The 26,689-nt window shown below is 72.9% G+C and carries 25 protein-coding genes and 1 pseudogene; 8 read left to right on the plus strand and 18 right to left on the minus strand.

All coding sequences use genetic code 11. The features are described from left to right. Both smc and ABZU53_RS19925 read right to left on the minus strand, forming a co-directional pair. Window positions 1-2,528 (minus strand): chromosome segregation protein SMC (smc, locus tag ABZU53_RS19920; protein ID WP_355066978.1); only part of this gene is annotated, 2,528 nt, incomplete at its 3' end. Between the two features lie 371 nt (window positions 2,529-2,899). Then, a complete protein-coding gene (locus ABZU53_RS19925; protein ID WP_007456482.1) occupies window positions 2,900-3,094 on the minus strand; it encodes a hypothetical protein in 195 nt (64 codons plus the stop codon). A 394-nt stretch (window positions 3,095-3,488) separates the two neighbouring features. Here ABZU53_RS19925 and ABZU53_RS19930 point away from each other — a divergent pair, with 394 nt between their 5' ends. Both ABZU53_RS19930 and ABZU53_RS19935 read left to right on the plus strand, forming a co-directional pair. Further along, window positions 3,489-4,535: a CAP domain-containing protein gene (locus ABZU53_RS19930; protein ID WP_355067027.1), complete on the plus strand. Its 1,047-nt coding sequence runs from the start codon at window positions 3,489-3,491 to the stop codon at window positions 4,533-4,535. Window positions 4,536-4,651: 116 nt separating this feature from the next. Beyond that, window positions 4,652-5,494, plus strand: coding sequence for an endo alpha-1,4 polygalactosaminidase (locus tag ABZU53_RS19935; protein WP_354856428.1), 843 nt, complete (start codon window positions 4,652-4,654; stop codon window positions 5,492-5,494). A gap of 153 nt (window positions 5,495-5,647) precedes the next feature. Here the strand turns inward: ABZU53_RS19935 and ABZU53_RS19940 are convergent, their stop codons facing one another. The 9 genes and pseudogenes from ABZU53_RS19940 to rsmD all read right to left on the minus strand — a co-directional run bounded on the left by ABZU53_RS19940 (window position 5,648) and on the right by rsmD (window position 13,636). Next, on the minus strand, window positions 5,648-7,867 hold the full coding sequence (locus tag ABZU53_RS19940) for an MMPL family transporter (protein ID WP_355066979.1): 2,220 nt from the start codon (window positions 7,865-7,867) through the stop codon (window positions 5,648-5,650). A 222-nt stretch (window positions 7,868-8,089) separates the two neighbouring features. Continuing rightward, a complete protein-coding gene (mutM, locus tag ABZU53_RS19945; protein WP_355066980.1) occupies window positions 8,090-8,947 on the minus strand; it encodes a bifunctional DNA-formamidopyrimidine glycosylase/DNA-(apurinic or apyrimidinic site) lyase in 858 nt (285 codons plus the stop codon). Window positions 8,948-9,179: 232 nt separating this feature from the next. Then, window positions 9,180-9,896: pseudogene (gene rnc / locus ABZU53_RS19950) on the minus strand (ribonuclease III); the annotation flags it as partial. Next, a complete protein-coding gene (locus ABZU53_RS19955) occupies window positions 9,893-10,879 on the minus strand; it encodes a phosphate acyltransferase PlsX (protein ID WP_354863221.1) in 987 nt (328 codons plus the stop codon). The gene ABZU53_RS19955 and the pseudogene rnc, both read right to left, overlap by 4 nt. Before the next feature lie 114 nt (window positions 10,880-10,993). Continuing rightward, entirely contained in the window at window positions 10,994-11,167 is a 174-nt protein-coding gene (gene rpmF, locus ABZU53_RS19960) for a 50S ribosomal protein L32 (protein WP_030335284.1), read from the minus strand. Between the two features lie 5 nt (window positions 11,168-11,172). Beyond that, window positions 11,173-11,736, minus strand: coding sequence for a YceD family protein (locus ABZU53_RS19965; protein WP_139587729.1), 564 nt, complete (start codon window positions 11,734-11,736; stop codon window positions 11,173-11,175). Between the two features lie 110 nt (window positions 11,737-11,846). After that, a complete protein-coding gene (locus ABZU53_RS19970) occupies window positions 11,847-12,344 on the minus strand; it encodes a hypothetical protein (protein WP_234590503.1) in 498 nt (165 codons plus the stop codon). Window positions 12,345-12,587: 243 nt separating this feature from the next. After that, entirely contained in the window at window positions 12,588-13,076 is a 489-nt protein-coding gene (gene coaD, locus ABZU53_RS19975; RefSeq protein WP_354860053.1) for a pantetheine-phosphate adenylyltransferase, read from the minus strand. After that, on the minus strand, window positions 13,073-13,636 hold the full coding sequence (gene rsmD / locus ABZU53_RS19980) for a 16S rRNA (guanine(966)-N(2))-methyltransferase RsmD (RefSeq protein ID WP_355066981.1): 564 nt from the start codon (window positions 13,634-13,636) through the stop codon (window positions 13,073-13,075). The genes coaD and rsmD overlap by 4 nt, the downstream gene beginning before the upstream one ends. 305 nt (window positions 13,637-13,941) lie before the next feature. On the opposite strand from rsmD, the gene ABZU53_RS19985 reads away from it, so the two are divergent. After that, entirely contained in the window at window positions 13,942-15,462 is a 1,521-nt protein-coding gene (locus tag ABZU53_RS19985; RefSeq protein WP_355066982.1) for a cell wall anchor protein, read from the plus strand. 149 nt (window positions 15,463-15,611) lie between these two features. On the opposite strand, the gene recG is transcribed toward ABZU53_RS19985, so the two are convergent. Both recG and ABZU53_RS19995 read right to left on the minus strand, forming a co-directional pair. Further along, a complete protein-coding gene (recG, locus tag ABZU53_RS19990; protein ID WP_355066983.1) occupies window positions 15,612-17,810 on the minus strand; it encodes an ATP-dependent DNA helicase RecG in 2,199 nt (732 codons plus the stop codon). Further along, window positions 17,807-19,420, minus strand: coding sequence for a DAK2 domain-containing protein (locus tag ABZU53_RS19995; protein ID WP_355066984.1), 1,614 nt, complete (start codon window positions 19,418-19,420; stop codon window positions 17,807-17,809). The genes recG and ABZU53_RS19995 overlap by 4 nt, the downstream gene beginning before the upstream one ends. 275 nt (window positions 19,421-19,695) lie before the next feature. Between ABZU53_RS19995 and rpmB the strand changes: the two genes are divergently transcribed. Continuing rightward, entirely contained in the window at window positions 19,696-19,887 is a 192-nt protein-coding gene (gene rpmB / locus ABZU53_RS20000) for a 50S ribosomal protein L28 (protein ID WP_007456456.1), read from the plus strand. Window positions 19,888-19,981: 94 nt separating this feature from the next. On the opposite strand, the gene ABZU53_RS20005 is transcribed toward rpmB, so the two are convergent. Further along, window positions 19,982-20,443 (minus strand): GNAT family N-acetyltransferase, encoded by a 462-nt coding sequence (locus ABZU53_RS20005; RefSeq protein WP_354860064.1) that lies wholly within the window; start codon window positions 20,441-20,443, stop codon window positions 19,982-19,984. Between the two features lie 29 nt (window positions 20,444-20,472). Further along, window positions 20,473-21,462, minus strand: a complete 990-nt coding sequence (locus ABZU53_RS20010) for a thiamine-phosphate kinase (protein WP_355066985.1) — start codon at window positions 21,460-21,462, stop codon at window positions 20,473-20,475. Window positions 21,463-21,558: 96 nt separating this feature from the next. On the opposite strand from ABZU53_RS20010, the gene ABZU53_RS20015 reads away from it, so the two are divergent. Both ABZU53_RS20015 and ABZU53_RS20020 read left to right on the plus strand, forming a co-directional pair. Beyond that, window positions 21,559-21,792, plus strand: a complete 234-nt coding sequence (locus ABZU53_RS20015; RefSeq protein WP_007456453.1) for an Lrp/AsnC ligand binding domain-containing protein — start codon at window positions 21,559-21,561, stop codon at window positions 21,790-21,792. Beyond that, complete coding sequence (locus ABZU53_RS20020; protein WP_354860070.1) at window positions 21,793-22,506, plus strand: DUF3515 family protein; 714 nt, start codon at window positions 21,793-21,795, stop codon at window positions 22,504-22,506. It abuts the gene before it with no gap. 49 nt (window positions 22,507-22,555) lie between these two features. Here ABZU53_RS20020 and ABZU53_RS20025 read toward each other — a convergent pair whose 3' ends face one another. Then, window positions 22,556-23,656 carry a D-alanine--D-alanine ligase family protein gene (locus ABZU53_RS20025; RefSeq protein ID WP_354860072.1) on the minus strand — a complete coding sequence of 367 codons (1,101 nt, stop codon included), beginning with the start codon at window positions 23,654-23,656 and terminating at the stop codon, window positions 22,556-22,558. 172 nt (window positions 23,657-23,828) lie between these two features. Next, window positions 23,829-24,047 (minus strand): hypothetical protein, encoded by a 219-nt coding sequence (locus tag ABZU53_RS20030; protein ID WP_354860075.1) that lies wholly within the window; start codon window positions 24,045-24,047, stop codon window positions 23,829-23,831. Window positions 24,048-24,321: 274 nt separating this feature from the next. On the opposite strand from ABZU53_RS20030, the gene ABZU53_RS20035 reads away from it, so the two are divergent. Together ABZU53_RS20035 and ABZU53_RS20040 are read left to right on the plus strand one after the other, a co-directional pair. Then, complete coding sequence (locus ABZU53_RS20035; RefSeq protein WP_354860077.1) at window positions 24,322-25,167, plus strand: helix-turn-helix transcriptional regulator; 846 nt, start codon at window positions 24,322-24,324, stop codon at window positions 25,165-25,167. Between the two features lie 5 nt (window positions 25,168-25,172). Next, a complete protein-coding gene (locus tag ABZU53_RS20040) occupies window positions 25,173-25,373 on the plus strand; it encodes a DUF397 domain-containing protein (RefSeq protein ID WP_355066986.1) in 201 nt (66 codons plus the stop codon). A gap of 121 nt (window positions 25,374-25,494) precedes the next feature. Here the strand turns inward: ABZU53_RS20040 and ABZU53_RS20045 are convergent, their stop codons facing one another. Then, window positions 25,495-26,544: an ROK family protein gene (locus tag ABZU53_RS20045; RefSeq protein ID WP_355066987.1), complete on the minus strand. Its 1,050-nt coding sequence runs from the start codon at window positions 26,542-26,544 to the stop codon at window positions 25,495-25,497. Between the last annotated feature and the right edge of the window lie 145 nt (window positions 26,545-26,689).

The raw sequence follows: 26,689 nt of genomic DNA on the forward strand, positions 1-26,689 counted from the left end.
GTGCGCGCGGCCCGCCGGGCCGCGGCGCGTTCGCGGGCGGCCCGCTCCGCGGTGGCCTGCCGGGCGAGGGAGTCGGCCCGGCCGGCGATCGAGGAGACCCGCTCCTCGGCGGTACGCACGGCGAGCCGGACCTCCATCTCGTTCTGCCGGGCCTGCGGCACCATGGCGGCGAGCTGATCCCGCTCCTCGGTGGAGGGCTCGGCGTCGACCGGGGTCTCCTCGGCCAGCCGCAGCCGCTCCTCCAGCTCGTCGAGCGTGGCGAGATCCCGCTGCCGGGCCGCCTCGGCGCGGGCCCGGGACTCACCCAGCCGGTCGGTCTCCGCCTTGGCCGAGCGGGCGGCCGCGCCCAGCTCGGCGAGCCGGCGGGCGGCGGCGTTGCGGTGGCTCTCCGCTTCGCGCTTCTCGGCGGCGGCGTGCTGCACGGCCTCCTTGGCGGCGGCGACCTCGGCACGCGCCTCGACGAGCTGGTCGCGCAGCTCGGCGCCGGCCCGTTCGGCGGCGAGCCGATTGGTGCGGGCCTCCTCGACGGCCGCCTGCACCTCGATGTAGCTGGGCGCCTTGGCCGATCCGCCGGCCGCCGCGTACGCCCCGACCACGTCCCCGTCCGGGGTGACGGCCCGCAGCTCGGGGTTGCCGGCGACCAGCTCGGCCGCGGCGGCGAGGTCGTCGACGAGCGCCACGTCGCGCAGCGCCCGGTGCACCGCCGGACGAATGTCGGGCGTGCACTCCACCAGGTCGGGGGCCCAGCGGGCGCCGTCGGGCAGCTTCGGGCGCAGCGCGTCGGCCGAGCCCGTCATGCCGGGCCCCGCCGGGCTGCCGACCAGCAGGCCCGCGCGACCGGCGTCGGAGATCTTCAACAGCCGCATCGCCTCGACGGCCTCGTCCACCCCGCTGACGGCGACCGCGTCGGCGAGTCCCCCGAGCGCGGCGGCCAGCGCGGCCTCGTGCCCCGGCGCGACGGTGAGCAGCCCGGCGAGACTACCGAGCAGGCCGGGCACGTCGCCGGCGCGGGCGAGCAGCGCTCCCGCGCCGTCCTTGCGCCGCAGCCCCAGGGCGAGCGCCTCCTCGCGGGCCTTCCAGGTGGCGGCGTCCTTCTCGGCGGCCCGCTCGGCGTCGGTAAGCGACCGGACCGTTGCCTGCGCCCGGTCCTGGACGGCGACCGCCTCGGCGTGCCGGGCGTCCAGGTCGGCGTTGTCCCGGTCCGCCTCGGTGGACTGCGCGGCCACCGCGTCCAGGTCGGCCTGCGCCTGCTCGGCGCGGCCCAGCGCGTCGGCGTGCGCGACGGCGAGGCGTTCGATCTCCTCACCGGCGCTCGTGGTCCGGGCTCGTGCCGAGTTGACCTGGCCGGTGAGCCGGGCCATGCCCTCGCGCCGGTCGGCGATGGCCTTGGCGGCGGCCACCAGCTCCCGCTCGGCGGCGGCGAGCTGCCGTTCCAGCTCCTGGCGGTGCTCGACCGCCTCGGCCAGCCTGATCTGGTCGTCGGTGAGCGCCGCGCGCAGCTCCTCCTCCTGCTCACGGACGCGTTCCGCCTCGGCCTCCAGCTGGTCGGGGTCGCGGCCGGGCCGCTCGTCGTCGCCGGTGGCGCTGAGGTGCCGCAGCCGCTCGCGGGCCAGTTGCTCGATCGAGCGGAAGCGTTCCTGCAGGGCGGAGAGCTTGTACCAGGTGTCCTGCGCGGCGGCGAGCAGCGGCGCGTCCTCGGCGAGGGCGCCCTCCAACTCGCCGAGCCGGCCCTGCACCTCGGTGTGCTCGCCCTCGATCTGCTCGCGTCGCTCCCGCAACGCGGTCTCGTCGGCGATCTCCCGGTCGAGGGTGGTCCGCAGCGTGGCCAGGTCGTCAGCGAGCAGTCGCAACCGGGCGTCGCGCAGGTTGGCCTGGATGGTGGCGGCACGCCGGGCCACCTCCGCCTGCCGGCCCAGCGGCTTGAGCTGGCGGCGCAACTCGGCCGTGAGGTCGGTGAGCCGGTTGAGGTTCACCTGCATCGCGTCGAGCTTGCGCAGCGCCTTTTCCTTGCGCTTGCGGTGCTTGAGGACGCCGGCCGCCTCCTCGATGAACGCCCGGCGGTCCTCGGGCTTGGCGTGCAGCATGCCGTCGAGCCGGCCCTGACCGACGATGATGTGCATCTCCCGGCCGATGCCGGAGTCGGACAGCAGCTCCTGGATGTCGAGCAACCGGCAGGTGTTGCCGTTGATCTCGTACTCACTCTCGCCGGAGCGGAACATCCGGCGGGTGATGGAGACCTCGGTGTACTCGATGGGCAGCGCGCCGTCGGTGTTGTCGATGGTGAGGGTGACCTCGGCGCGACCCAGCGGCGCCCGGCCGGCGGTGCCGGCGAAGATGACGTCCTCCATCTTGCCGCCACGCAGGGCCTTGGCGCCCTGCTCGCCGAGGACCCAGGCGATGGCGTCGACGACGTTGGACTTGCCCGAGCCGTTCGGGCCCACCACACAGGTGATCCCCGGCTCCAGCTTCAACGTCGTGGCGGAGGCGAAGGATTTGAAGCCCTTCACCGTCAGGCTCTTGAGATACACCTACTCGATCCTCGTCCGGTGGCCGCCGTACCGTCGCCGGCTGCGCGGACCTGGGTGAACCCGCAGACTAACCCGATGGCGGGACCGACCCGGCACGCGACCCGCCCCGGGTGGTCCCGGCGGGCGGCGCGGACGGTGACCGCGGGCCGACCGCGCTGGTGTAACGGCAGGGCCGAGAAAGACAAACAACGCTCATGATCGGCCCGCCGCCCGGCTTGTTTCGGTGAAACTGTGCTGCGGTTATCACGGAGCCGGTTACAAGATCACAAATGGTCGGGCACGAAAGGTGCCGGACAGCGTTGCGCGCCGGCACAGAGGTGTCGGCGCGCATTTTTGCGGTGGTGCTGCGATTCAGTTTTCCGCCCCGAAGATCAGGTCAGCGCCGGCTCGGCGAGACGGAGCAGGTCGTCCGCTTCCGCCGCAGCCGCCGCGAGCCGATCATTGTCGGCACGCAGACGCGTGATCTCGAACTCCAGTGCCTGAACCCTGGCACGCAGTCGGGTGACCTCGTCGAGCAGACGCCGGTCGGGCGCTGCACCTACGTGGCCGTAGAGGGCCTTCGCCATGCTGACTCCTTGATATGCGCTGCCGGAAAGGCCGGCCAACGCGCGCCCAATTTTGTACGCGGCTGTCATTCCAGGTGTATCTGGGCATGACCGGGCGCGACTGGCGACACCTATATATTGAGCCGCAAACCCCTCCTCCGTCAAGTTCTCGCAGGCCGTAGATCATCTCCACGTCGACCTGTCCACTTGTCGGGGGGCTGCCGCAAGGCACGGACACGCTCTGTCCGGACTCCTTTACTGTACGCCGGGATTCGGGGAAGTCAGCGCCTGGACGTCCGACTTCCTCTTAACTCTTCCTTAGCCACGTTGCCGCAGGTCGCGGGCGAGTCGTAGCGTCACCCCGGCCCGCAACCGACCCCGTGGAGGCAGAGCCGTGTACGGCTGGACCGACCCGATGGACCCGAACGGCGCCCCCCGGCGCGCCGAGCGGCCGACCGACGAGCCGGACTGGCTGCGCGACCGTCCGGAGCCCCGCTCGACCTACCTGTTCGGCGACGACCCCGACCAGCCCGGCGACGAGTGGCACCGCGCGGAGCCCACCGCCCGCTGGCAGCCCGCGCCCGTGGAGGCACCGACCACCGAATGGCCGGGCCTCGGACGAGGTGAGGAAGCGACCGGCGGCTGGCACGACGACGCCCGGCCCACCGAGGTCAGCGACGGCTGGCGTACCGAGTCCGACGCGGAGACCACCGGCGGCTGGAGCACGGAGGCCGCCGGCAACGGACGGACCGGCAGCGGACGGCACCGCTCACCCCGGCGCTGGCGTCGTCCGCTGATGATCGGCGGCGCCGCCGCGGCAGCCACCCTCGTGGTGAGCGTCGGCGTCGGCGCGCTCGCGATGCCCGGCGGGAACGGCCCGACCGACGAGCCGGCAGGTGACGCCCTGGTCGCCCCCTCCCCGACCAGCTCGCCCAGCCCGGCACGGCCGAGCCCGTCGCCGAGCAAGGTGGTCAAGCCCACCCCGGCCGCGTCGCGGACCACCGCCACGTCCCGGCGCAGCGCCGAGCGCAGCAAGGCCCCGAGCAGCACCAGCGGCTCCGGAGGCGGCAGCGGCACCGTCAGCGCCCAGGCCCAGGAGGTGGTGGACCTGGTCAACGCCGAGCGGGCCAAGGCCGGCTGCAAGGCGCTGAGCGTCGACGACAAGCTGATGACCGCCGCGCAGCGGCACAGCCAGGACCAGGCCGACCACCAGAACATGTCGCACACCGGCAGCGACGGCAGCAACACCGGCGTCCGGCTGGGCCGCGTCGGCTACGCCTGGCGCACCTACGGCGAGAACGTGGCGTGGAACCAGAAGACGCCGGCCGCCGTGATGGACGCCTGGATGAACAGCTCGGGGCACCGGGCCAACATCCTCAACTGCGCGTTCACCGAGATCGGCGTCGGCATCGCCAGCAGCAACGGGCCGTACTGGACGCAGGTCTTCGCGGCGCCGCGCTGAGGGCGCGTCGCCCACGCCCCCGCGCTCGTTGGACCCGGTGAGGCACGCCGGACCGGACGTGGGGGCGGCGTGCCGGTGTGGGCGGCGACCAGCCGCCCAGGACCCGGGAGCTGCCGATGCGGATCCGGCTGCGGCGACGTGCCGTCGCACGCCCGCTGCGCAGGATCGTGTCGGCCGGTGTCGCGCTCATCCTGGTGGTGCCGGCGTACGGGTGCCGCCGCGAGCTGATCCCGCCGGGCGCGCCCACCCCGTGGCCGGCCACCCAGGCCCGTCACTGGCAGTGGCAGTGGCAACTCGACGGCCCGCTCGACCCGACGGTGGACGCCGACGTCTTCCTGCTCGACCCGGTGGCCACCACCGCCGCGCAGACGGCCGAACTACGCGCCCGTGACCGACGGCTGATCTGCCAGGTGCCCGTCGGCTCGCTGCGCTCGACCGACCCGGACGCCAGCCGGGTGCCCGCCGCCGTGCAGGGTGCGGCCGGCCCACAGCCCGGCAGCCGGTGGCTGGACGTACGGGGGTGGGACGCGTTGGAGCCGGTGCTGGCCGACCGGTTCCGGCTGTGCCGGGGCAAGGGCTTCGGCGCGGTCGCCCTCTCCGACGCCGACGGGTACGTCCACCGCAGCGGCTTCCCCCTCGGCTTCGACGACCAACTGCTGTTCAACCGCCGGCTGGCCCAGCTGGCCCGCACACTGGACCTCTCCCCCGGGCTGGTCAACGACGTGCCGCAGCTCGCGGCGCTGGCGCCGGACTTCGACTTCGTGGTCAACGAGGAGTGCGTCCGGCTGGACCAGTGCGCCAAGCTGCTGCCGTTCGTGGACGCGGGCAAGCCGGTCTTCCACGTCGAGTACACCGGGTCGACCGACGACTTCTGCGTCACCACGGTCGGCTACGGCTTCGCGTCGATACGCAAGGACCGGGCGTTGGACGCATGGCGGGAACCCTGCGCGCTGCCGTGACGCCCGATCGCGCTGGGGGTGCAGACGTCGGTGCCCCCGTCCGCGGTCGCGAACGGGGGCACCGACGTCGGTCTCAGCGAGGCCGCACGGTGTCGCCCGGACGGCACGTGCCGGGCCGCGAGTCGCGGCCCGGCACGAGAGACGACCGGCTACTCAGGAGACGGGCACCAGCTCCGGCGCGGGGGCCGGCGGGTCGGTGGGCGCGGGCGCCGGGCGTCGCCGCAGGAAGCGCGGGGCCCACCAGTTCGCGTCGCCGAGCATGGTCATCAGGGCGGGCAGCACCACTCCCCGGATGATCGTGGCGTCCAGCAGGATCGCCGCCGCCAGGCCGATGCCGAGCTGCTTCATGTCGATCGTGCTCAGCGTGGCGAAGATCGAGAACACCCCGACCATGACGATCGCCGCGCTGGTCACCACCCCGGCCGACGACGTGATGCCGTACGACACCGCGTCGCGGTTGGACATGCCGGCCCGGACCCCCTCGCGGATCCGGCTCACCACGAAGACGTGGTAGTCCATCGAGAGGCCGAAGAGCACCACGAACAGGAACAGCGGCAGCCAGGAGACGATCGCGCCCATCGAGGTGAAGCCGAGCAGCCCCTCGGCCCACTCCCCCTGAAAGACCAGGACCAGCAACCCGTACGCGGCGCCGGCGGAGAGCAGGTTCAACGCGATCGAGCTGGCCGCCACCACCACCGAACGGAAGGTGAAGGCCATGACCAGGAACGTGAGCACCAGCACAAAGCCCATCACCAGCGGCAGCTTGTCGCGGACGTGCGACGCGTAGTCCTCACTGTCGGCCACGCCCCCGCCGACCGCGTACTCGATCCCGGGGATCCCCCGCAGCTCGGCCGGGACCAGGTCGGCCCGCAGCTTCTCCAGCGACCGCACCGACCGGTCGTCCCGGCTGGCGTACGGGGTGGCGACGTCCAGCACCGACACCCGCCGGTCGGCCGACACCTTGATCTTCGGGCCGTCCGCCTCGGTGGGGGCGAACAACGGGTCACCGCCGGCGCGGGCGGCGAGGTCGGTGAGGGCCGCGTTGACCCGGTCGGCCTGCTCGGCCGGCGCCCGGACGGCCACCACGTGGCTGGTGCCGGTGCTCGGGAAAGCCGCGGTGAGCCGGTCGTACGCCTGCATGGCGGGCGTGGTGCGCGGCAGGTCCTCCATTCCGGGGAACTTCAGCTTCATGCCGAGCGCCGGCGCGGCCAGCGCGAGCAGCAGGCCGACCGAGATGACGAGCGTCGCCACCGGGGCGCGCAGCGCGGGCCGGAGCACCGCCGGCCAGAGCCGGGGCGTACGCGGCTCGCCGTGCCGGCCGGTGCGCGGCGCGGTCAGCCGCCAGAGCAGCGGCACCCGGGGCCGGTCGACCCAGCGGCCCAGCCTGGCCAGCAGGGCCGGCAGCACGGTCAGCGAGCCGGTCACCGCGACGGCGACCACCAGGATCGAGCCGACGGCCAGGGACGAGAAGACCACGTCGCCGGCGAGGAACAGCCCGGCCATCGCGATGATCACGGCGAAGCCGGAGACCACCACGGCGTGCCCGGAGGTCTCCGCGGCGATCTCCACCGCGTCCAGGCCGGAGCGGCCCTTGGCCCGTTCCTCCCGCTCCCGGCGGATGTAGAACAGCGAGTAGTCGACCCCCACCGCCATGCCGATCAGCAGGATCACCGGTGACGTGGTGTCCGTGGCCGGCACGAGGTGCGAGGCGAGGGTGGACAGGCCCATCGCGGCGGCGACCGAGGAGAGCGCCAGCAGCACCGGCACGCTGGCCGCGATCAACGCGCCGAACGCGATGATCAGGATGGCCAGGGTGACCGGCAGACTCAGCAGCTCGGCACGCTCGAAGTCCTTGCCCAGGGTGTCGTCGAGCGCCTGGCCGATCGACGGCCCGCCGACCTGCTCGACGCGGAGCTGCGGGTGCGCGCCCTGCACGGTGGCGGTGACGTCGCGCAGCGGCTGAACCCGGTCCGACGCCGTCTCCGGGTCGCCGGCCATGGTGATCGGCAGCAGCAGCGCGGAACCGTCGTGCGCGGTGATCGGCGGGCCAACCTCAGCGACCCCGGTGACCGTCCGCAGCCGGGCGGCCGCGTCGGCGGCGGCCGCCTTCGCCGCCGCCGGGTCCAGGGCGCCACCCCGGGAGGTGATCAGGACGTTGTCCACGGCCGGGTCGTCGAAGGCCCCGTCGTCCACGATGATGCTGGCCCGTCCGGCCTCGCCGATCGCCTGGTCCCCGCTGGTGGCCTCGGTGAGGCCGGCGGCGTTGCCGCCGACGAAACACACCGCCACGAACACGACCCACAACGCGATCGCCCGCCACGGATGCTCGGCGCTCCACCGCGCCATCCGCACGGTCACCGGTCTGTTGCCCATCTCGCGTCCCCCTGTCACGTCGACCCCCTGTCAACGGTGCTGACGTTAGGGGCGTGACGAGGCGGTCACATCGGGGCACGGCCCCCGTCCGCCCCGGAGTCGGTCCGTCGAGGGCGGCGGGCCCGCCGGACGGGCATCAACCCGCGATTCGGGCGTACGCCGGGGTGTGGCCCGGAGCGTCCGGCCGCGACCCGCCGGTGCCGACCCGGAGCCGACTCCGGGTCATCCCCGAAGGGCACCCCGAGGCCGGGGCTGGCAGCGCGGGCAGCTGTACGAGGAGCGGTTCATGAACGACTCGCGGCGGATCGGCGCACCGCACCGCCGGCACGGCTCGCCCTCCCGGCCGTAGGCGTTCAGTTCCCGGTCGAAGTAACCGCTCTCGCCGTTGACGTTGACGTAGAGGGCGTCGAAGCTGGTGCCGCCCTCCTTGATCGCCTCAGCGAGCACATCGCGGACGTGACCGAGCAGGCGCTGCGCGGCCGGGCCGGTCAGCGCGTCGGTGGGGCGGGCGCCGTGCAGCCCGGCGCGCCAGAGCGCCTCGTCGGCGTAGATGTTGCCCACGCCGGAGATCAGCGTCTGGTCGAGCAGGGCCCGTTTCACCTCGGTCCGCCGCCGGCGCAGCGCGGCGACGAACGCCGCGTCGGAGAACTCCGGGTCCATCGGGTCGCGGGCGATGTGCGCGATCTCCGCGGGGAGGTCCGCGCCGCCCTCGCTGACCGCGAGCCCGCCGAAGGTGCGCTGATCGACGAAGCGCAGCTCGGGCCCGTCGTCGGCGAACCGGAACCGGACCCGCAGGTGGGTCTCGTCGGGGGTGCCGGGCGGCTGGAGCAGCAACTGGCCCGACATGCCGAGGTGCCCGATCACCGCGTCGCCGCTGTCCAGCGGGAGCCACAGGTACTTGCCGCGTCGGCGCACGTCCACGATGGTCCGGCCGGCGAGCACGTCGGCGAAGTGCGCGCCGCCGGGGACGTGCCGCCGGACGGCGCGCGGGTGTCGGACCTCGACCGAGGCGATCCGCCGGCCGGTGACCCACTGGGCCAGCCCCTGCCGGACGGTCTCCACCTCGGGCAGCTCAGGCACGACGTACACCCGTCTCGTGGCCACTCGGGGCCTCGGCGTCGCGGGCCTCGGTCGGGCCGCCGCCGTTGGCGGACGTCTGCCGCTCGGGCGGGGTCTGCTGCTCCGCCACGTCGGCCGGCATGGCCTGCGCCAGGTGGTCGGCCACCTCGGCCCGGGCCGCCTGCTCGGCGCTGTCGGGCGGCCCGAACGACTCGTCCTGGTCGGACCTGTTCTGCTGGTCCTGCTGGGCGTTCTGCTCGTGCTGGTCCGTGAGCATCCGCCAGGCCGCCTCGGCGGCCCGCTGCTCGGCCTCCTTCTTGCTGCGCCCCTCCGCGCCGCCGTACCGGTTGCCGGCCACCACGACCCAGGCGGTGAACGTCTTGAGGTGGTCCGGTCCGGTGCCCTCGATCCGGTACTCGGGCACGCCGAGACTGAGCGCGGCGGTCAACTCCTGGAGGCTGGTCTTCCAGTCCAGGGCGGCGCCCCGGCCGGCCGACTCGGCCATCAGCGGGTCGAAGAGCCGGTGGATCACGATCCCGGCGGTGTCCAGCCCGTACTGGAGGTAGATGGCGCCGAGCAGCGCCTCCAGGGTGTCGGCGAGGATGCTCGCCTTGTCCCGGCCACCGGTGGTCTCCTCGCCCTTGCCGAGCAGCAGGTACGCGCCGAGGCCGTCCGGGCCCAGGCCGCGGGCCACGTCGGCGAGCGCCCGCATGTTGACCACGCTCGCCCGCAGCTTCGCCAACTGCCCCTCGGGCAGGTCCGGGTGGTTGTGGAACAGCGCCGTGGTGATCACGACGCCGAGGACCGAGTCACCGAGGAACTCCAGCCGCTCGTTCGTCGGCAGGCCACCGTTCTCGTACGCGTACGAGCGATGGGTCAGCGCGCGTTCCAGCAGGTCCGGCTCCAGGCTGACGCCGAACGCGGCTTCCAGGTGACCGACGGACGCCCGCCGCCGCTTGTCGTTGCTCATGATGTGCGTACCTCGGTGTCGGTGGAGCGGTCGGTGCGGTCCGTCGCGGCGTCGCCGTCGAGCAACGCGGAGACCAGTTCGGTGGCACGCCGTCGCCACAGGTGGGCGGCGAGAGCGATGCCGGAGGCGACGTCGTCGGCGCGAGCGGAGCCGTGACAGACGACCACCGTCCCGGCGACGCCCAGCAGGGCGGCGGCCCGGGGCGCGCCGCCGACGACGGGCGGGCCGCCGGCCATCGCGTACGCGCCCTCGATCGCCTTGAGCAGCACGTTACCGGTGAAGCCGTCGGTCACCACCACATCGGCGCGCGCGCCGAGAGTCACGTCGTACCCCTCGACCAGGCCGACGTAGCGTGCCCCGCAGGGCAGCGGTTCGACGGCGAGCAGGGGGTCGGTGGCACGGCGTACCCGGTCGCCCTTGCCGGCCTCGGTGCCGACTGAGAGCAGGCCGACCCGCGGCGCGACGACCGAGTGGGCCACCGCGGCGTACGCGGCGCCGAGCACGGCGTGCCGGGCCAGGGTGGCGGGGCGGGGCTCCAGCGAACCGCCGACGTCGAGCAGCACCACCGGCCCGGCGACCGCGGGCAGGGTGGCGACCAGGGCGGGTTGGCGGATCTCCGGCCAGCGTCCGAGCCCGAGCACGGCGGCGGTGACCGTGGCGCCGGTCGCGCCGGCCGAGACGAGGGCGTCGGCGGTGCCGTCGCGGACGGCGGTGACGGCGGCTCGGACGGTGCTCTCCGAGCGGGCCGCGCTGGGATGGTCGGCCATGCCGACGGCGGCTCGGACCGGTCGGACCGTGATCCGGGCCCGCTCGGGCGGGGCGAGGGCAGCGATCAGCGCGTCGGCGACCTCGGTCGGGCCGACGAGCAGCAGGTGCAGATCGGGATCGGCGCGCACGGCCCGCAGAGCGCCGTCAACCACGACGGCGGGAGCGTCGTCCCCGCCGAGGAGGTCAACGGCGATCCGCGCGGTGCCCGGCTCCATCGGTACGCCGGCCGGATTGGGCCGGCCGGCGTCGGAGGGAGCCGGGGCACCGGGCGTTTGCCAGGGTGCGCGCGCCGCCCGACCTGGGGTCGGGGGCGTCACTCGGCGTCCAGGTCAGACCTCGAGAACCTGGCGGCCGTTGTAGGTGCCGCAGACGGAGCAGGCGGCGTGCGGCAGCTTCGGGGACTTGCACTGCGGGCACGCGACGGTCGCGACCACGGTCGCCTTCCAGTTCGCCCGGCGGGACCGGGTGTTGCTGCGCGACATCTTGCGCTTGGGGACGGCCACGGTTCTTACTCCTCTGTACGGGTCAGTTGCGACAGGCCCGCCCAACGCGGGTCGATCTGCTGGTGACTGTGGTCGGCCGGCAGATCGTCCCAGTGCGCCCCGCATTCGGGGCACAGTCCAGGGCAGTCCTCCCGGCAGAGCGGGTTGGTCGGCAGCGTGAGCACCAACGCGTCCCGCAGCGCCGGCTCCAGGTCGATCAGATCGCCCTGCATCCGGCCCACCTCGTCCTCGTCGGTCGTGGCGTCCGTGGTGCTGTTCTCGTACGCGTACAGCTCCTGGATCGTCACGGCCATCGATTCGTTGATCTCGCGCAGGCAACGCCCGCACTCGCCCCGGATGGGACCGGTGATGGTCCCGGAGACGAGCACACCCTCGGACACCGACTGCAACCTCAGATCGAGGTCAAGGTCCGCGCCCTCCGGCACGCCGATCAACTCCACACCGAGGTCCGTCGGTGCCGGCACGACCCGCTGGACCTCACGCAACGCGCCAGGGCGACGCGGCAGGTCCCTCGTGTCGAGGACCAGCGGCGACCTGGGGTCGAGTGTCGATGGCGAGTGCTTGGGCATAGTCAGACTCCGGCCGGTGAGAGGCCGACAAAAAAGGTTACCTGGGCGACCGCCGGACCGTCGAACCGGGGGGACGCCTGTGGCGAGAATGTCGGCTGGTGAAGTGCCGCTCAGAAGGGTAGCGGGCGTTCCGCCTCATCCCCACCGAAGGTGCCGATCTCCCGCAGCGCGTGCATCTTGTCGCGGCCCCGCTCTATCGAGGCGAGAGCCCGGGTGAGGAACTGTTCGAAGTTGGCCAGCGCGGTGTCGACGTAGTCGTCGACCTCCTCGCGCAGGCGCTGCGCCTCGGCGCGGGCCTCGGCGATGATCCGGGCGCCCTCGTGCTCGGCCGATACGGTGATCTCGTTCACGGAGACGAGGCGGGCGTGTTCTGCCTCACCCTCGCTGATGATCCGGTCCGCCTCGCGCTTGCCGGCGTCCATGATCTTGTCGCGCTCCTCCAGGAGCGCGGCGGCTCGACGCAGGTCGGCGGGGAGGTCGGCGCGCATCTCGTCCAGGGCGGCGATCATCTCGCCCCGGTCGACCATGCAGTTGTTGCGCGACATCGGGACGGAGCGCGCCTGCTCCACCATGGCGATCAGTTCGTCGATGCGATCGAGCGGGTCCACCGGTACCTCACTCCTGTCGTTCGTCGGCCGACCTCCATGATGCGGGCCACGGCCGGGTTCCTGCTCGACCAATCATGTCGTGCCCGCCCCACCGCCGCCCCACTCACCCCAACCCGGCGAGTCGCGACATGGTCACTCCCCGCCCCCCGCACTCCCTCCCCCGCGCCGACCTTGCACTTTCGGTGGCGGCAAAGCAGCGCGAAAGGGGGCGAACCGGGAACGGTACGTGCGAGATCGGCCGGGTCAGGTCAGGGGCGGGGGGCCCAGGCGGGACTGGAGGGCCTCGCGGACCGGGTCCGGGACGTGGGCGGAGATGTCGCCGCCCCACTTGGCCACGTCCTTGACGAGGCTGGAGGAGAGGAACGAGTAGAGCGGGTTGGTCGGCATGAAGAGCGTCTCGACCCCGGCCAGCCCGATGTTCATCTGGGCCATCTGCAACTCGTAGTCGAAGTCGCTGACCGCCCGCAGCCCCTTGATCAGCACGCTCGCCTGCTGGGCGCGGCAGAAGTCGACGAGCAGCCCCCGGAAGGACTCGACCCGCACGTTGCCGTACGAGGCGGTCACCTCGCGGAGCATCTCGATCCGTTCTTCGACGGTGAACAGGCCGCTCTTCGACTGGTTGATCAGCACGCCGACGATCACCTCATCGAACAGCCGGCTCGCGCGGCCGATGATGTCGAGGTGTCCGTTGGTGACCGGGTCGAACGAGCCGGGACACACCGCACGTCTCATGATCGGCGACCGTACCAAAGGGTGGTCTCGCCGTACCGGCGACTGCGCTCGGGGGTGATCCCCTCCACCCACTCGAACTGCCTGGTGCGGCGGGACCGCTCCACCACCACCAGCGCGTCGGGCGCCAGCCAGCCGCCGTCGACAAGCGTCGTCAGCAGCGCGGTGATCTCCGCGTCCGGCACGGCGTAGGGCGGGTCGGCGAAGACCACGTCGTACGGGCCGCCGTCCGGGCCAGCGGCCAGCACGGTCGCCACCTTGCCGGCGACCAGCCGTACGGCCGGGCCGGCTCGCAGGGTCGCCACGTTCTCCCGGATCACCCGGGCCGCCCGCGGATCGGACTCGACCAGCAGGACGTGTCGGGCGCCCCGGGACAGCGCCTCCAGCCCGACCGCGCCGGATCCGGCGTACAGGTCGGCGAAGCGGGCGCCGTCGAGGTCGACCTCGGACTCGACAGCGCTGAACAGCGCCTCCCGGACCCGGTCGGACGTGGGTCGGGTGCCGGCGCCGGGCGGCGCGGCGATCCGCCGGCCACCGAGCGTCCCGGCCACGATCCGGGTCACCGTTTCCTCCTGCTCATGACCCCGACGCTACGCGACCCTTCGGGGCCGCTCTCGACACGGTCGGTACCGCCAGGAGAATCACGTGATCACTTCTCGTATATCAATGATCTCAAGTTCATAACATCATTCTTAGCAAATCCTGAGCGCTGTATCACGCGCGGCGATATCGCTAGGGTCTGCCGGGTGCCGACGGCCAACCCGCCGGCCCACGGCTCGGGAGGGCGCCTCTCCGATCGGACGTGCAGCGACCGTCCACTGTCACTCTCGTGCCACACCCCCAACGCTTCAGCACTCCAGGAGTACCCGTGATCCGTCCCAAGCTGTCGCTCCGGCGACCGCTGGCCATCCTGGGAGCCGCCCTCGTCGGCCTCACCGGGGTCGCCGCGGTGGCCACCCCAGCCAGCGCACACCACACCGAGATCAGCGCCAAGGTCGGCTGCGACCGGCAGACCGGCGAGCGTCTGATCACGTGGTCGGTGAAGAACAGTCAGGCCGACAAGGACGCGACGCTCCAGAAGGTGACCACTAATCCGGGGACTCCGGTGAACGCGCTCATGCAGGGCGCGAAGGAGGTGCCGCTGCAGGGCTACCTCCTCCCCCGAAGCGCGACTGTTGAGGCCGTTCAACGGGTGCCGGGCAACACGACGACCGCCAGCCTCGAGGTGCACGCCGAATGGTGGGTGGGGGACGTCAAGGCCGCCGAGGACACCCGGGCCAAGAGCATCACCCTCGCCGCTGACAGGTCCTGCGCGCCGGCACCGAAGTGCGTCGACGTCAACAAGGCCACGTTCAGCCACACGTTCGACGGTCCGAAGGGCACCGCCACCGTCAAGCTCGACGGTGACCTGCCGCTCTGCGGCGACGGCAAGCAGTACTTCACGCTGGTGTCCTATTTCGCGCCCCGGCCGCAGTTCGCCACCCCGCAGTACGTCTACGGCACGCCGGACAGCGACTTCGTCAGCGCCAAGCAGAGCGAGATCACGCTTAACGTCGAGATCCCGGACTGCCACACCCAGGTCGACCTCATCTGGGGCGACAAGGACCAGGTCATCGACGAGATCGTCGACGGCGGCAAGCGCTACGACAACAAGAAGCTCGGCTCGCCGGGCGCTCCGGGCAACCGGTCCAAGGGCCCGCAGGGCTGGTACAACGGCGGCAGCAAGAGCTGCGTCACCCCGGCCTCGACCTTCGCGTCCAAGTGCGACGGTTCGGTCGCCGTCTCGCTGAGCAACGACGGCAAGATCAGCAAGTACGCCGTCGAGTTCGAGGTCAAGGGCGAGAACGGCTTCACCAAGAAGGTCTCCGTCGCGCCGGGTAAGGCCGACAGCAGCATCGTGGTGCCCGCCGCCGACGCCGGCAAGATCGAGGTGCTGGTCGACGGCAAGGTCATCGAGAACGGCACGTACTCGTGGCAGCGCCCCGAGGACTGCCCGCTGCCGGCCGTCACCACCAAGGCCGACTGCAAGGAGTTCGCCCTCACCGTGACCAACCCCGAGGGTGGCCTGCCGGTGAAGACCACGTTCACCTACGGCGACAAGACCGAGACCCGTACGGTCGCGGCCGACGCGTCGGAGACGGTGACCTTCAAGGCTGGCAAGGACAAGACGGCGATCGTCGCCCTGCCGGACATGGACCTGGAGCTCGAGGCCATCTACACGCCGGAGGGCAACTGCGGCGGTAGCGGTGGCGGCGGCGAGGACGAGCCGGGCCTCCCGGTCACCGGTGCGGCGGCGGGCGGCATCGCCGCCGGCGCGATCGCCCTGCTGATCGCGGGCGCGGTGCTCTTCGTCATCGCCCGTCGGCGTCGGGTGACCTTCACCGCCTGACCTGACCTGCGCTGAAGCCCGAGGGCGCGTCGACCACCCGGTCGGCGCGCCCTCGGTCTGTGCAGGAGATCGGCTCGGAAACCAGAAAACCGGGGTGTCACCGTGGTCGGGACACCCCGGTTTCCGCGAAACCGGTCAGCGACGAGCGCTCAGCCCTTCTCCAGGTACTCCGCGCGGTCCTCGTCCACCAGCGCCGCCACCGACGCGGCCAGCGCCGGGTTGCGGATCAGCTCCGGGTCCTCCTCGACGAGGGTGATCGCCTCGGCGCGGGCGTCGCGGATCAGCTCGGTGTCGCGCTTCAGGGACAGCAGCCGCAGGTGCGAGCGGTGCCCGGACTGGGTGGCGCCCAGCACGTCACCCTCGCGGCGTTGCTCCAGATCCAGCTCGGCGAGCTTGAAGCCGTCGCTGGTGGACGCCACCGCGTCCAGCCGTTCCCGCGCCGACGAGCCCTCGGCGGCCTCGCTGACCAGCAGGCAGAGCCCGGCGGCGGCACCCCGGCCGACCCGACCACGCAGCTGGTGCAGTTGGGAGACACCGAACCGGTCGGCGTCCAGCACGATCATCACGGTGGCGTTCGGCACGTCGACGCCGACCTCGATCACCGTGGTCGCCACCAGCACGTCCAGGTCACCGGCCGCGAAGGAACGCATCACCGCGTCCTTCTCGTCGGCGGGCAGCCGGCCGTGCAGGACCCCGATCCGCAGCCCGTGCAACGGCCCCTCGGCCAGCAGCGGGGCCACCTCGGTCACGGCGAGGGGCGGCCGGCGGCCGTTGTCGTCCTCGGGTGGCGGCTCCTCGTCGGACGTCGGGCCGTCACCGATTCGCGGGCACACCACGTACGCCTGGTGGCCGGCGGCCACCTCCTCGCGCAGCCGGCGCCACGCCCGGTCGAGGAAGGCCGGCTTCTCGGCGGCCGGCACCACGTGCGAGGCGATCGGCGACCGGCCCCGGGGCAGCTGGGAGAGAGTGGACACCTCCAGGTCGCCGTAGACGGTCATCGCCACCGTGCGCGGGATCGGGGTGGCAGTCATCACCAGCGTGTGCGGCGGCTGGTCGGCCTTGGCGCGCAGCGCGTCGCGCTGCTCCACGCCGAAGCGGTGCTGCTCGTCGACCACCACGAGGCCCAGGTCGGCGAAGTCCACCCCCTCGTAGAGCAGCGCGTGGGTGCCGAGCACGATGCCGGCGTTGCCGCTGGCCACCTCGCCGAGCGCCCGTCGGCGGGCTGCCGCGCCCAGCGAGCCGGTGACCAGCTCCACCCGGGTCGCGTGCTCGGCGGAATCCAGCTCACCGGCCCGCCCGAGGGGCCCGAGCAGGTCGAGCATGCCCCGGTGATGCTGCGCGGCCAGCACCTCGGTGGGGGCCAGCAACGCGGCCTGCCCGCCCGCGTCGACCACCTGGAGCATGGCCCGCAACGCCACCACCGTCTTGCCCGAGCCGACGTCGCCCTGCAACAACCGGTGCATCGGATGCGCGGCCGCGAGGTCGGTGGCGATCTCCACGCCGACCTCGCGCTGACCGGCCGTCAGCTCGTACGGCAGTCGGGCGTCGAAGGCGTCCAGCAGCCCACCCGTGCGTGGTGGGCGGGGCCGGGCCGGCCAGTCGGCGGCCCGGTGCTTGCGCTGCACCAGCGTCAGCTGGACGGCGAACGCCTCGTCCCACTTGAGTCGTCGCCGCGCCCGGTGCAGCGCCTCCTTGGTGGACGGCCGGTGGATCTCCCGCAGCGCGGGGCCCAGGTCGACGAGGTTGCGGCTGGCGCGGACGGAGGACGGCAGCGGATCCTCCGGCGGGGTGAACGTGTCCAGCACGACCCGTACGCAGCGGGCGATCACCCAGGTCGGGACGGCCGCCGCCGCCGGATACACGGGGATCAGCGCGCCGGCGAACTCCTCGATCTCGTCGCTGACCGCCGCCTCGCCCTCGCCGCCCTCGCCGAGCAGCACGTACTCCGGGCCGTTGAGCTGGCGTTTGCTCCGGAACTCGGTGACCTTGCCGGCGAACAGCCCCCACCGGCCCGGACGCAGCTCCCGTTCGCGCCACGCCTGGTTGCCGAAGAACGTCAGCGTCAGCAGGCCGCCGGAGCCGTCGCCGACGGTCACCTCCAGCAGGTTGCCCCGGCGCTGGCGCATCGGCCGTACGGCGGTGCGCTGCACCTGGGCCAGCACGGTGACCTGCTCACCGACGTCCAGCGACCGGATGTCGGTGTGCTCGCCACGCTCGTCGTAGCGACGCGGAAAGTGGTAGATCAGGTCACCCGCGGTGTGCAGATCGAGGTGGGCGGCCAACGCCTTGGCCGTCTTGTCCCCGACGAGCTTCTTCAACGGGGTGTCCACCGTGGCCGGCTCGCTCATTCGACCCCCACCAGGAGCGGATAGAACGGCTGGCCGCCCGGGTACGCCTGCACCTCGACGAACGGCCAGCGCCGCGCGACGTGCGCGCGGACGGCATCGGTGAGCCCGGCGGGGGCGTCCACCCCGGCCAGCAGGGTGACCAGCTCCCCGCCGCCGCCGAGCATCCGGTCGACCACTGCGGCGCAGGTGTCGGTGAGGTCGGTGCCGATCAGGTGCACCTCCCCCTCGACAAGCGCCAGCACGTCACCGGGGCGACACGGGCCGGCGACCGTCAGCGCCTCCCGACTGGCGTGGCAGACCTCGGCGTAGCGGCAGGCGCCGGCCGCCTCGGCCATCGCGATCACGTCGTCCTCGAAGCGACGGGTGCCGTCGCGGACCGCCAGGGCCGCGAGGGCCTGCACCGGCGAACGGGTCGGCACCACGCTCACCTTGATGCCGTGCCGGTGCGCCTCGCGGGCCGCCGCGCTCGCGACCGCCTCCGTGTTGGGGTCGTTGGGCAGCACCACCACCCGGGCCGCCCGGGTGCTGCGCACGGCGTCCAGCAGCTCACCCGTGGACGGATTGCCGGGCACCACAGTCGCGCCCTCGGCGGCGAACAGCTCCGCGATCCCGCGGCCGGTGGCCACCACCACGGCGGCCCGACCGTCCTCGGTCGGGCCGGCGGACGGCTTCGGCTGGTCGGCGAAGCGGGTCACCGAGATCCGGTACGGGCGGCCGGCGGCGACCCCCGCCTCGACCGCCGCGCCCACGTCGTTGACGTGCACGTGCACGTTCCAGGTGCTGCCCGGCTCACGCCCGTCACCGACGACGACCAGCGAGTCACCCAGCGCCTCCAGGGTCCGGCGCAGCACGGCCACCGCGTCGGCGTGGGCGTCGAGCAGGAACTGCACCTCGTAGGCGTACTCCTCGGAGCCGGTCTCCCGCGCGACGGTGGCCGCCGGGCGGGCGGTGCGCGGCGGCGGCGCGAGCCCTGTGGCGCCCTCCCCGGTGAGCACCTCGACCAGGGCGTCGAGCAGGACGCAGAGCCCTCGCCCGCCCGCGTCGACGACCCCCGCGCGGGCCAGGGCCGGCAGCTGCTCGGGCGTACGGGCCAGGGCCTCGGCCGCCGCCCGCGCCGCGCCGCGGGCCACCGCGGGCAGGTCGTCGCTGCCCACCTGCTCGGCGCCGGTGGCGGCCGCGGCGACGACGGTGAGCAGGGTGCCCTCCACGGGACGGCCGACCGCCGTGTACGCGGCGGCGGTCGCGGCCCGCAGCGCGACGGCCAGGGCCTGCCCGCGCACCACCGGCACGGCCACGACGGCGTCGGCGAAGCCGCGCAGGATCTGCGAGAGGATGACCCCCGAGTTGCCCCGGGCGCCGAGCAGCGCGCCCTGGGCCATCAGCCGCAGCGCGTGCCCGTGGGCGGTGGGGCCGCTGTCGGGGAGGGTGTCCAGGTCCATCGACAGGGCCTGCTGGGCCGAGGTGAGGGTGAGCACCAGGTTGGTGCCGGTGTCACCGTCGGGCACCGGATAGACGTTGAGCTCGTCGATCTCGCCCTGGTGGCGCTTGAGCGCGGCCAGCCCGCTCGCACACCAGCGGCGGACCGCGGCGGCGTCGAGGGTGTCCAGCACGGCCAGAAGCCTACTGTTGCGCACCGACACGCGTCGGACTCGTCCGGCGTGTCCGTCCGCGCCCGGTCCGACGGCGCTCCCGGGCCGGGTCGACGCCTCCGGTACGGTTGCCGCCGGGCCGGCCCACCGGCCCACCAGCAGGCCCGGGCCGGGCCGTGCACGACCGCCCGACCGGGTCGGTTGGCCGGGTCGGCGGGTCATCGGGTAACCTGACCAGGTTGCCCGGGCAGCGCCTGCCGGCGACCTCATGAACGTTTCAATCCCAGGAGTATCCCGTGGCTAGCGTGTGCGACGTCTGTGGCAAGGGACCGGGCTTCGGCCACAACGTGTCCCACTCGCACCGGCGGACCAACCGCCGCTGGAACCCGAACATCCAGTCGGTGCGTACCCCGGCCGGTGGCGGCAACACCAAGAAGTTGCAGGTCTGCACCTCGTGCATCAAGGCCGGCAAGGTCACCCGCGCCTGACGCGGCAGCACCAACTCTTCTCGTTCGGCTCAGCCGGCGGCCCCCTGCGGTCCGCCGGCTCTGTCGTGTCCGCCCCCGGGTGGGCGGCGACCGCTCAGAGCGTGCGGCCGAAGGAGAGGCAGCCCTCCGCGTCCTTGTAGAAGCCGAAGTTCGGGATCCGGTCATAACCGGCGGACACGTACATGGCGATCGCCTCGGGCTGTTTGTCGCCGCACTCCAGGACCATCCGCTTGCGGCCCTGCTCGCGGGCCGAGCGCTCGACGGCCGCGAGGACCGTCCGCGCCACGCCGCGACCGCGGGCCGCCGGGGCGGTGTACATCCGCTTCAGCTCGGCGGTGTCCGCACCGTGGCTGCGCCAGCCACCGCAGCCGACCGGCTCACCGGCCAGGTAGGCGACGAGGAACGCGCCGTCCGGCGGCTCGAACTCGCTCGCGGCGACCGGGGTGTCGTCGCCGGTGCCTCCGTAGCGGGCACCGAGGTCGGCCAGCGCGGCCCGGATCAACTGCTGCGCCACCGGCGCGTCGAACCGCACCACTCGGATCTCGATCTCACTCACGGTGTTCAGGATACGGCGGGCGCGCGGCGTCACCGGAAGTGGTCCCAGCCCCGCGGCCCGTCGTAGGCGCCGCCGTCGACAGTCACTCCGGCACCCTCCGTGACCAGGCCGATGGGCCGCCACTCCGGCGGCAGCGCCACCGTCGCGGGGAAGGTCGCGGCCAGCGCGTGGTCCTCGCCACCGGCCAGAATCCAGGTGTACGGGTCGACGCCGAGCGCCCGCGCGGCGTCGGCCATCTGCCGGGGCACCTCGAACGCGTCGCGGCGCACGTCGATCGCCACACCGCTGGCCTGCGCCACGTGCCCGAGATCGGCGAGGAGCCCGTCCGAGACGTCGATCATCGAGGTCGCGCCGAGCTGGGCGGCCTGCGGCCCGGCCGGGTAGGCGACCTGCGGCCGTCGGTACGCCTCGACCAGCAGTCGGGGGGTGCGGAAGCCCCGGGTGAGCACGGTCAGCCCGGCCGCCGCGTACCCGATGCGGCCGGCCAGGGCCAGCACGTCCCCGGGGCGGGCGCCGGAGCGCACCACGGGCGCCCGGCCGCCGAGGTCACCCAGCGCGGTGACCGCGATGGTCAGGGTGGGGCTCGCCGACATGTCCCCGCCGACCACGCTCGCGCCGACCGTGGCGGCCTCCGCGGCCAACCCGTCGGCCAGGCCCTCCGCCCAGCTCGTCTCCAGGTCGGCGGGCATGCAGAGGGCGACCAGCAGGGCGGTCGGGGTGGCGCCCATCGCCACGACGTCAGCCAGGTTGGCCGCCGCGGCCCGGTGACCGACGTCGCGCGCCGAGCACCAGTCCCGCCGGAAGTGCCGCCCGTCGACCAGCACGTCCGTGCAGGCGACCACCCGGCCGTCCGGCGCGGCCACCACCGCCGCGTCGTCACCCGGGCCGAGCAGGGTCGTCGGGCCCATCGCCAACCGGGCGGTGATCCGCCCGATCAGCCCGAACTCGCCGATCCCGGCCACGCTGGCGCCACCGCCGGCGTTCGGCCCGTACTGCCCGGCACCGCCGCGCTCGCTCACCGCTGCTCCTTGACCACCGATAGGGATCAGACCTGGTCCGTAAGGTAGTTTCACCCTTCGGGCCGCTCCCGGGCGGCGACGGACGGAGGTCGAGTCGTGGTACAGGCGTACATCCTCATCCAGACCGAGGTCGGCCGCGCACGTGACGTGGCGGGTCTCATCGCGGACATCGCCGGCGTGGTACGCGTCGACGCCGTCACCGGGCCGTACGACGTGGTCGTCCTCACCGAGGCGAACACCGTCGACGAGCTCGGCAAACTCATCGTCAGCAAGGTGCAGATGGTGCCCGGCATCACGCGCACCCTCACGTGTTCGGTGGTGCGGCTGTAAGTGGACGAGATGACGACCTCCTCGGCTGCTCTGGACGACGACGGGAAGCACGAGCCGGCTGACGGGACGCGTGAGCCGGTCGACGGGACGCCCGAGCCGGCTGACGGTATCCGCGACAGCGCCGACCCGGGCGCCGACGCGCCGGCCGGCCGGGACCGGACCATCCGGGGCGCCGCCCTGCTGGCCACGTTGATCGCGCTGCCGATCACGCTGCTGGTGGCCGTGCTGGCCTTCGCCAAGCTCGCCCCGGACACGCCCGCCGCCGCGCCGAGCCCTTCGGCGAGCACCGCACGGGCGCAGTCCACCGCTCCGGTCGAGATGGCCGCCCCGGCGCTGGCCGAGCGTCCGGCCACGGTCTGCCGCGCGCTGCTCTCCCAACTGCCGCAGACCATCCGTGACCTGGCCCAGCGCCCGGTCACGGCGGGCCCGGAGCAGAACGCCGCGTACGGCGACCCCGCGCTCACCGTGGCCTGCGGAGGCGCCGAGCCGACCGTCCCGGCCACCGACGAGGTCTGGACGGTCAACCGGGTCTGCTGGCACCCCGTCGAGGAGACCGACGTGACCGTGCTCACCACTGTCGACCGGGAGACGCCGGTCACCGTTCGCATCCCGCGCTCGTACGAGCAGCCGCTGCAGTGGGTTTCGCCGATCTCCAGCGCGATCGTGGCGTCGGTGCCCTCGGGCGGCGCCATCCCCGCCGGCTGCCAGCGCTGATCCGCTGACGCGCGGCCCGTACGGCGGGCCGCGCGTCGGGGCCGGCTGCTCAGTGCAGGCCGACGCCGCGCCGCTGGGCGGTACGGATCAGCCGGTTGACCAGCTTGGGATACTCCAGGCCGGAGGCCGCCCACATCCGGGGGAACATCGACGTCGGGGTGAACCCGGGCATCGTGTTGATCTCGTTGAGGTAGACGTCCAGCTCGGGGGTGACGAAGAAGTCGGCCCGGGCCAGGCCGGCGCAGTCCAGCGCGGAGAACGCGCGGACGGCGTACTCCTGCACCTGGCGGGTCACCCGGTCCGGCAGGCCGGCCGGGATGTCGTACTCGCAGGAGTCGTCGAGGTACTTGGCCTCGAAGTCGTAGAAGTCGTGGTCGGCGACGACCCGCACCTCGGCCAGCACGGACGCCTCGGGGGCCCCGCCTGCCTCGCCCTCCAGCACGCCGCACTCGATCTCGCGGCCGACGATCGCGGCCTCGATGATGACCTTCGGGTCGAACTGCCGGGCGGTGGCGACCGCCGTGTCCAGCTCGGCCCAGTCGGTGACGCGGGTGATGCCGAACGACGAGCCGGCGCGGGACGGCTTGACGAAGACCGGCAGGCCGAGCCGCTCCTTGTCCTGCTCGCTCAGCGTCATCCCGTTGCGCAGCACCGCGTACGCGCCGACCGGGATGCCCTCGACCGCGCAGAGCTTCTTGGTGAACTCCTTGTCCATGGCGGCGGCGGAGGCGAACACGTTCGCCCCCACATAGGGGATGCCGGCCATCTCCAGCATGCCCTGGATGGTGCCGTCCTCGCCGTACGTGCCGTGCAGGACCGGGAAGACCACGTCCACGTCGGCCAGCGCCCGGGGGCCCTCGGTCGGGTCGAGCACCATCAGCCCGTTCCCGGTCGGGTCGGCGCGCAGCACGATGTCCTCGCCGGACTCGGCGGTGATCTCCGGGAGCTGGCGGGCGTTGATGGCGAGCTGGGCGGGGTCCCCGCTGGTCAGCACCCACTGGCCGGCGCGGGTGATGCCCACGGGCACCACCTCGTACTCGTCCGGGTCGAGTGCGGCGAACACGCTGCCGGCGCTGACGCAGGAGATGCCGTGTTCCGGGCTGCGGCCGCCGAAGACGATCGCCACGCGGGTCTTGCCTGGGGTGGTCACTCCGGTCACCTCTTCGTACGCGACTGCGGCTGGTCGTGCTCGCCGGTGGCGCTCACCCGGTTGACCTTACTGTGCGTGGCGATCAGGCGCGGCGATACCCGGCGAGCCCCGAAGCGACACGGCAATCGGTCAACAGAGCATATACGGTGCGTGACGGAATGTTCGAGGCCGGTCAGTCCCCGGCGTGCCGGCGGCCGACCGCGATCACCTTGACCCGCTGCCGCCCGGCCCGCACCATGCCCAGCGCCATGAAGGCTCCGGCGATCCGGTCGGCGGCCTCCCTGCTGCTGGCGCCGACCACCTGGCGGCGGCGTTCGGGAGCGACGCGTTCGTTGCGGTCGATGCCCTCGACGGGACGCACGTCGGTGAGAACGACCAGAAAGCGGGTCATCGCCGACCCTCGCGCTGCGGGGCGAGAGACTTCGAACCGGTATGCACGTCGTCTCCTTCCGGCGGGCTGCAACGGACGGCACGCGACGATCGGGTACGGGGGAGAAACCCGATCGCCGCGCGCCCTATCCCCTCCGGTCGCTCACCACCACCGTCGCCACGACAACCGGCGGTGAGGACGCGATGACAGATTGACACGTCTACAGCCATGAATGCAACTCTCATCCACCTTCTCTCATGTACCCGTTCCCATAAATGTGTGCGACCATCGATGCATGGCCCCGAAGACCGCCCGCGCCCGCCGACTCGGCATCGCCCTGCGTCAATACCGGGAAGCCGCCGGGCTGACGCTGGAGACCGCCGCGGATGAGATCAACAGCACCCGCAGCACCCTCTCCCGCTACGAGAACGCCCAGACGCTGATCAACCCGGCCACCGTGCGCGCCCTGCTCACCTCGTACGGAGTGGGTTCCGAGGAGGTGGCCGCCGCGGTGCAGCTCGCCAAGGACGCCCGCAAGCCGGGCTGGTGGGTGTCGTACTCGTACCTGCTCGACCCACGCACCATCGACTTCATCGCCCTGGAGGCGGAGGCCACCGCCATCGCCAACTTCGAGCCCTCGGTGGTGCCCGGCCTGCTGCAGACCGCGGACTACATCCGCGGCGTGATGCGCGGCGGCCCGCACACCCTCGGCGACGAGCTGGTGGAGCAGCGGGTCAAGGTCCGACTCGACCGCCAGGTGCGGCTCACCGCCGACACCCCACCCATCCTCGACGCGATCATCGACGAGGGCGCGTTGCTGCGCCCGGTCGGTGACCAGTCGGTGATGAACGGCCAGCTACGGCACCTCGTCAAGATGGCCGAACTGCCGAACATCACCGTCCAGGTGATCCCGCTCTCCGCCGGTTACCACCGGGGCACCCGGGGCTCGCTGCACATCCTGGAGTTCGCCGACCCGGAGGACCCCATCATCGCGTCGGTGGAGACGGTCGCCGGTCAGATGATCCTCGACCGCGCGGGCGAGACGCGTACCTGCACCAAGATCATGGAGCATCTGCGCAGCGTGGCGCTCAGCCCGGCGGACAGCCGGGCGATGCTCCTGTCAGTCCTGAAGGGACGGTAGGACCGATGACACCGACGATCACAGCGGCGTTGGCCACGGCGGCGTGGCGCAAGAGCAGCCGCAGCGGCGATGAGGGCGCCTGCGTGGAGGTGGCCACGATCCCCCAGCTGGTGGCCGTCCGCGACTCCAAGGACCCGGCCGGTCCGGCCCTGCTGTTCCCCCCGGCGGCCTGGACCGCCTTTGCCCAGGCCCCGCCGCGCGGCTGACCGGAGCGCGACCACCCCGCCCCCGCGCCCCGCTGACCGGGCTGTCACCGCCGGTCAGCGGGGCGCGGGCGGGGAAGGGGACGCTCCGGCGAGCGGGCACGGCCGACGAGCGGGAGAGAACTCAGGCGACCAGCGGGCGGGGCTCCGGCACGGCGCGCAGCGCCTCCAGGGCGGCGATCGCCACACCCCTGGCACCGGCCATGTCGCGGTCCGGAACCAGCGCGAAGGTGGCCACGGCGGCCTGCTCCTCCCGGAGGACGGTGTGCTCGCGGACCGTCGCCAGGAACCAGTCGCGGAACTCCGGCGCCGCCTCCACCACCCCGCCCCCCACGAAGTACGCGTGGGGATCGGTGAAGTTGGCCGCCACGGTGAACAGGCGGCCCAGCGCCATCGCCTGCTGGGTGAAGAGGTCCCGGGCCAGCGCGTCACCCCGCTCGCCGTAGCCCCGCACGAGCTTTGCCGCCCGCGCCGCCGGCTCGGCGGCCAGCGGGTGGTCGGGGTGGCGGGTCAGCCAGTACGGCAGCAGGTTGCGCTCGATGCCGGTCAGCGAGGCGACGCTCTCGACGTCGCCGGTGAAGCCGCAGGCGCAGGTGGGCTCCGGCTGGCCCGGGCCGAGCAACCCGTTCAGCGGGATGTGCACGTGACCCAGCTCGCCGGCCATGCCGGCGGCGCCGGCGATCACCTTGCCGCTCTCCACCACCCCGCCGCCGAGGCCCGTGCCGACGATTGCCGAGACCGACGATCGCGCCATCGCCTCGTCGCCGAAGTACACGTGGTGGGCGTAGAGCGCGGCGGCGTTGCCGTCGTTGTGGTAGATCACCGGCAGGCCGAGCCGCCGCTCCAACGCGCCCCGCACGTCGAAACCACGCCAGGCCGGCTGGGAGAAGTTGGTCGAGCCGCGCGACGAGATGACGCCGGTGGCGCTGGCCGGGCCGGGCGTGTCCAAGCCGACCGCCCGAACCAGGTCACGAGGGACGCCGGTCTGCGCCAGAGCCCCGTCCAGCGCCCGGGCCAGCGCTTCGATCGCCGCGTCCGGCCCGTCGCGCACCTCGCTCGGGATCTCCAGCAGCCCGTCCACCAGGAACCTGCCGTCCACCGTCAGGACTGTGGCGTTGTTGCTGGTGCCGCCGTTGTCCAGGCCGACGACCACCGGCACACCTGCGCTGCCCACCGCAACCGCCTCCCGCCCTCATGAGTGTGAGCCGAGGCTAGTGCCAACCCCGCTCCCCCGCCACGCCCGCCCACCGAAACTGGGTTGGGGTATCAGCCGAGCTCCGGTGACATCCTGAGTTGCTGTCCCCGGTGCCCCGGACTGC

The organism is Micromonospora sp. NPDC005194 (assembly GCF_040608335.1).
Classification (GTDB): Bacteria; Actinomycetota; Actinomycetes; order Mycobacteriales; family Micromonosporaceae; genus Micromonospora.